Raw genomic sequence first — 4,847 nt, forward strand, 5'->3', positions numbered from 1 at the left:
AATGCCCGATTGAGGTCATGACAGAGGTAGTGGCGTTGCAGCATGATGCACCTGCTTCAATCCAGTAACCGTGTTGCACTCAGCTTCTGCAACCGCCAAGTATCGATTACCGCTTGGCAAAAGCACCACGATGTTTTCTTTTGCTCTGGTCAAGCCAGTGTAAACAAGCTCTGGCCCATCCAGATCGTTAACGATCATAAAGACAGTAGGCGATTCAAAACCTTTAAAGCTATGAAGAGTTGATAATTTCGTTACACCGCTATTCAGATTGAAGCCTTGCTTACGGCTGGCGCTTAACTTGCGCAGCTCCTTATTTTCTTCCGCACGCCCAAGTCTTTTTCCGCGAACTCTCTCAATATCTTCCTTCGAGGGAAAGCTTGTAATCGTCCGTTCCTGATGGCGAGGCCCTTTCCGGATAGCAAAGTCGATCTCTCTCAGAACATCTTCCTTTGACGACACAATAGTGATGTCATTCGGGTGAATACCTTCGCGCTTCGCAATAGCGACAATTAGCTCAGCAACATCAAGCAACTTACCAGCGGACCATGTCCCTACGGCACTCAGGCTAATCCCTGGCAGAAAAACGGTTTGCTGATAAGACTCATCCCCATCAAAAATATATTTCTCTGAAAGGAACTGCTTCTGAAAGGCTACAGACAATTGTAATACCGGAGAGTCCTGCTTGTATCTGAAGCTTTTACGCAAGCGTTGCCAGCGCCCAAAACCTAAAATAATACTTGCCCTTTTCTCCTCATCGACGCCTCGCTCATAGATATTCTGCTTCTCATCCGCAAACAGAACCATTTCACCGTCTTCGGCCAAGAAGTGCTTTCTTATGATTCGCTGCCACTCAGGCTTGTAGTCCTGAGCCTCGTCGATGAGGATGGTTTTGTACCTATCGGCGGCATAATTATCTAAAACAGCCTCATTCGAATAATAATGCTCTTCAAGGTATGCACTGGGGTCCACCAAGCCCTCTGGAACCTTCACATCGATTCCTGCACTGCTTAGAGCCGCACTCATAAATTTGTGATAATTGACGATATGGAAAGACCCCCAATTGAAGTCTTCGCGGACTTCACTGATTTTGTCTCTGATGAACATGCGAAGCGTCAGATTGAATGTAAGTATCAACACAGGCTCGCCATGTCGCCTGTGCGCATTCACCGCACGCTTCGCCAAGACTGAGGTTTTGCCCGACCCTGCCACCCCGCATATCTTGACCCGAGCGCCTTCAACACTCTCAGATAGCCGCGCCTGTGGCTTTGTGTAGAGAATGGATTTTCCTTCATTGGCATAATGAAATGGTGGCTGCAGAAGGCGCATGAGCTCAGCATATACGCCATCCTCGAACTTGGGATTTTGCTTACCACCTGCGAATGCAATTTTTTTCAACGAGTCTCGTGTAATGGCTAAAGATCCCACATCGCGATCAATCTGTTTTTTCTTGTTGGTAAGATACAGCCGCTTTTTCTCATACTGATCATACTCGAGTTTTTTCTCACGAAACGCCTGTTGAACTTCGTCCAGCTCACTTTGCAGCTCACTTAAAGCGGGCTGATAAAATGCCGCAATCTCATTTTTTGTAGCATTGTGGAAGTACACACAAACCTTTATCAGCCCGTAAAAGGTTTCGCTGGCCATACTTTTTTCAAGCAGGCCATTTGTGTGCACTTCAAAAAGGTTCTGCTTGTAGGAGAACACCTGAGCAAAAGGAGACTTCTTAGGGAAGTTATTAACATTCAAGCGCCACTGATTTTTAGCATCGACTCTGTAGCAGGAAAGATCCCAATCCTTGACTTCAATAATTATTACACCGACACCTTCCTTGATGATTACGACATCCGGGCGCTCACCATTAAAGCAAGGCTGAAAATAAACCTCAGCCTCCGGATCAAATTCTTCTTTAAGGTAATTGAGTAAATACAGCTCTCCTTGCTCAACTTTCTGCCTTGAAAGTATCGCCTTCTCAATGTCAGGTATTATTTTAGCCAAGTTTCACCACAACTATTTCGACGGCAAAATAATAGACTCAAAGCCGACCAAGTCATCTTCAATTCCCAGATAACTACTATTAAGTTCAGCCACCCGACTTTTGTCTAAGCACGCAACATCAGTAAGGTGATCGCGTTGCGCATGATCTTCCGGCTCGACAAACCCTCGATCAAAACGTAAACCCGCCCGCTGACTGAACAGATAACGAGCATGAAAATCATGGTCAAGAGCCTCAGCAGACAGTAGAAATATCCGCAACGTAATATCTTGAGCAAGGTCATTGGAAAGCAGCTTTTCATAGGCTGCCGCATCGTGATTAGCATGGCGCTTTTGTGTGTCTTTCGCCGTATATACAACTATCTCCGCTAGTTGATGACCATTTTCACGGCAAAGCTTGATCATGGCTTGCAATACCTTGCAGCACCTAGGTTTTGCCTCAAAATATGGATCAATCAACACTATACGATCAGAACTCAGCAGCACATACCGAGCAGCCTCGGCCAATGCTTGAGCATTCCGCTTAACCTGCATATCGCGGCGGTTATCAAAAAGCGATTCTTCGACATCAGCGAAGCAATGAAATCGCTCTGCATCATGCTTATCTCGCACCAAGATTGCTGAAAGACGGTCACGCACACCATCTTGTTTGGCGTTTGCGATCCAATCGTCACCATCAAACGGCAGCCCCATGCGCACAAGCCGGTCGTCCTGAGCTTGGCGAAGCTTCTCGACAATACGCGCCCGCTCCAAATCCCCAACACCTCGACGATCACAGGCTTCAATCACCAGACGAGGCCAGGGTTTAGGAAAACGTGCAATCAGCAAGCCTTTGCTGTAACCGAACTTCTCCAGTGCGTACTTGAGGTCTTGCCAGTTGTTGATGGCATCCGGCTCTATGGCGAATATGGCGTGCATCAGAATAACTCCTCGCCACGTTCAGCAAAAAAGCCATTGGGCCAACGGCTGGTGAACTCACCGTAGCGATCAATTTCGATGCGCGTGGCCTTTACCCCGCCTGCCGCCGTGTCGAGGTAGATGATCGAAACATCCTCAGGGGCCAGCGGCATCAGCCCAACAGGCAGCTCGCCTTCTGTGCTTTCGCGAATGCGCCGCAGAATCCGTAAGATCACATGCTCGCTGTGAGTCTCAATCAGGAAGCTGCATTGGTTGTTAGCTTGGGTGAGCAAATCGCCAATGCTCACCTGAATCCGTGGATGCACATGCAGCTCCGGCTGCTCACAGGTCACCAGTCCCTGGCGCGCCACCACGGCTGCCACAATCAGCGGGAACAATTGCGAAATACCAACACCGACCTCGGTAAAAGCCACCTCGCACTGCCGGCCCTCATCCCACAGCCCCCATTGATTGCGCACTTGCTCAATAACGGCCCCCTTAGGAGCAGCGCTATCAGGCGCTAACTCCTGCAGCAGTGCTATCAACGTTTGACTGTCGACAGGTGTTTCTTGCTCTGACGTATTCCCTTCTTCATCAGCATCACTAAAGCTGAACTGAAGCTTATCGCCATGGGCATGGAGCATGGCGCACAAGTCAACGAGGCTGTCATCTCCGCCGGAATACACCACCTTGCTAACGACCGACTTTGCGCGCAGGGAATAGCCAAGGCCGAGGTGCTTCATCCAGTGGTTAATCTCAGTCAGCAAAGCCGGTGCCTTATGCTGGCGGCTCAGTGCGCTGACCACATCCCAGGCAGCAGCACCGCTGTACCAGTCTTTTTGCTCGGGATAAGGATTAGGCTGGCGCAAGGCGTCGGGCACCATACGCAGCGGGCCGATGCACAAGCTTTGATTAAGCAGTGTCAGCAGGTTATCTAACGGTGCTACCAATACATCCGAGAGAATCTCGTGCAGCCGTGTGGTAATACGCGGGTCGTCATGATCAAAGGTGCTTTCCAGTCGCTTACCCAGCAACGGCAGCGCGCCAGCAAAACCCTTGAAGCCAAGTTCGGCATGGTCAAAGATCATTTCAGGCATGTGCCAGGAATCGCGACGACTGACCGGCTGGGTGGGGCGCTGAACGTTTAGTAGCTCATGCAAAACGCTTACAAAGCCTTCGCCTTCGCGCTCAGCGGCTTCCTCCGCATCGCCTACGGTTAACAACGTTGGGTGCTGGTAATTGAGCCAGGCCAGCATCGGCTGCTTCATCCCGGCATCGCTAGTCAGTTCTGCGATCAGCGTATCGTCCAGCCACAGCTTGTAGCAGGCCACGTAGGCGGTTTCGGCTGATTTAGACCAAGCGATATGCAGCTCCACCGCAAAGCGTGCAGCATCGGCGGTTGGGCTGTCGACAGTGAGGCCAAAATCCTCATTAATCAGCTCATACAACTGGTTGTAACTGGCGCCAATGCTGTCGCTTTTTTCGACCTGCAGCTTGATAACAATGCGCTTATTCAGATCACTGCCATTCACCAGGCTGGCAAAGCCGCCGATGTGTTTTTCGCCCAGCACGTCAATGCGCTGTGGGTCGCAGTGGCCTTTGGCAAGGATTTGCTGCAGATAAAACAGCGCCTGCAGCACCGAGCTTTTGCCGACGCTATTAGGCCCAAACATCAAGGTTACCGGTGCCAGCGGGATAGCTTGGGTGGCCTGAAAGGAACGAAAGTTGGTGAGGGCGATTTCTGTAATGCGCATGTTTTTTATGCTCTAGCTCGGCCTATGACCGGCAAATGGCTTATTTGTAGTTTTTAGATAGCAACAGCTCAGCCGATGCATGAACTCAGCAGCGGCTGCAGGGCGCGGAGGCAGCCCAATGTCATCAACTTAAGCCCCCAGCCCTGGCCGGGGCAAGAAATCCCGGGGCTTGGACGCGCGGTTGCAGCAGTGTGTTCACTGGTT

The 4,847-nt window shown here is 50.4% G+C and carries 2 protein-coding genes and 1 pseudogene; all 3 read right to left on the minus strand.

The annotated features are described in order from the left end of the window. Window positions 1-777: 777 nt before the first annotated feature. Window positions 778-1,995, minus strand: a pseudogene (locus A9513_RS36495) (NERD domain-containing protein); the annotation flags it as partial. 12 nt (window positions 1,996-2,007) lie between these two features. Beyond that, entirely contained in the window at window positions 2,008-2,910 is a 903-nt protein-coding gene (locus A9513_RS34845; protein WP_083196109.1) for a hypothetical protein, read from the minus strand. Continuing rightward, window positions 2,910-4,643, minus strand: coding sequence for a DUF3696 domain-containing protein (locus A9513_RS13400; RefSeq protein WP_065327416.1), 1,734 nt, complete (start codon window positions 4,641-4,643; stop codon window positions 2,910-2,912). The genes A9513_RS34845 and A9513_RS13400 overlap by 1 nt, the downstream gene beginning before the upstream one ends. Window positions 4,644-4,847: the final 204 nt, after the last annotated feature.

This window comes from Pseudomonas sp. AU12215, assembly GCF_001675465.2.
Lineage (GTDB): Bacteria > Pseudomonadota > Gammaproteobacteria > Pseudomonadales > Pseudomonadaceae > Pseudomonas > Pseudomonas nitroreducens.

Bases quoted from the DNA above. Each gene is read 5' to 3' on its own strand.
- A9513_RS34845 (WP_083196109.1), bottom strand. From the start codon at position 2,910: ATGCACGCCATATTCGCCATAGAGCCGGATGCCATCAACAACTGGCAA.
- A9513_RS13400 (WP_065327416.1), bottom strand. From the start codon at position 4,643: ATGCGCATTACAGAAATCGCCCTCACCAACTTTCGTTCCTTTCAGGCC.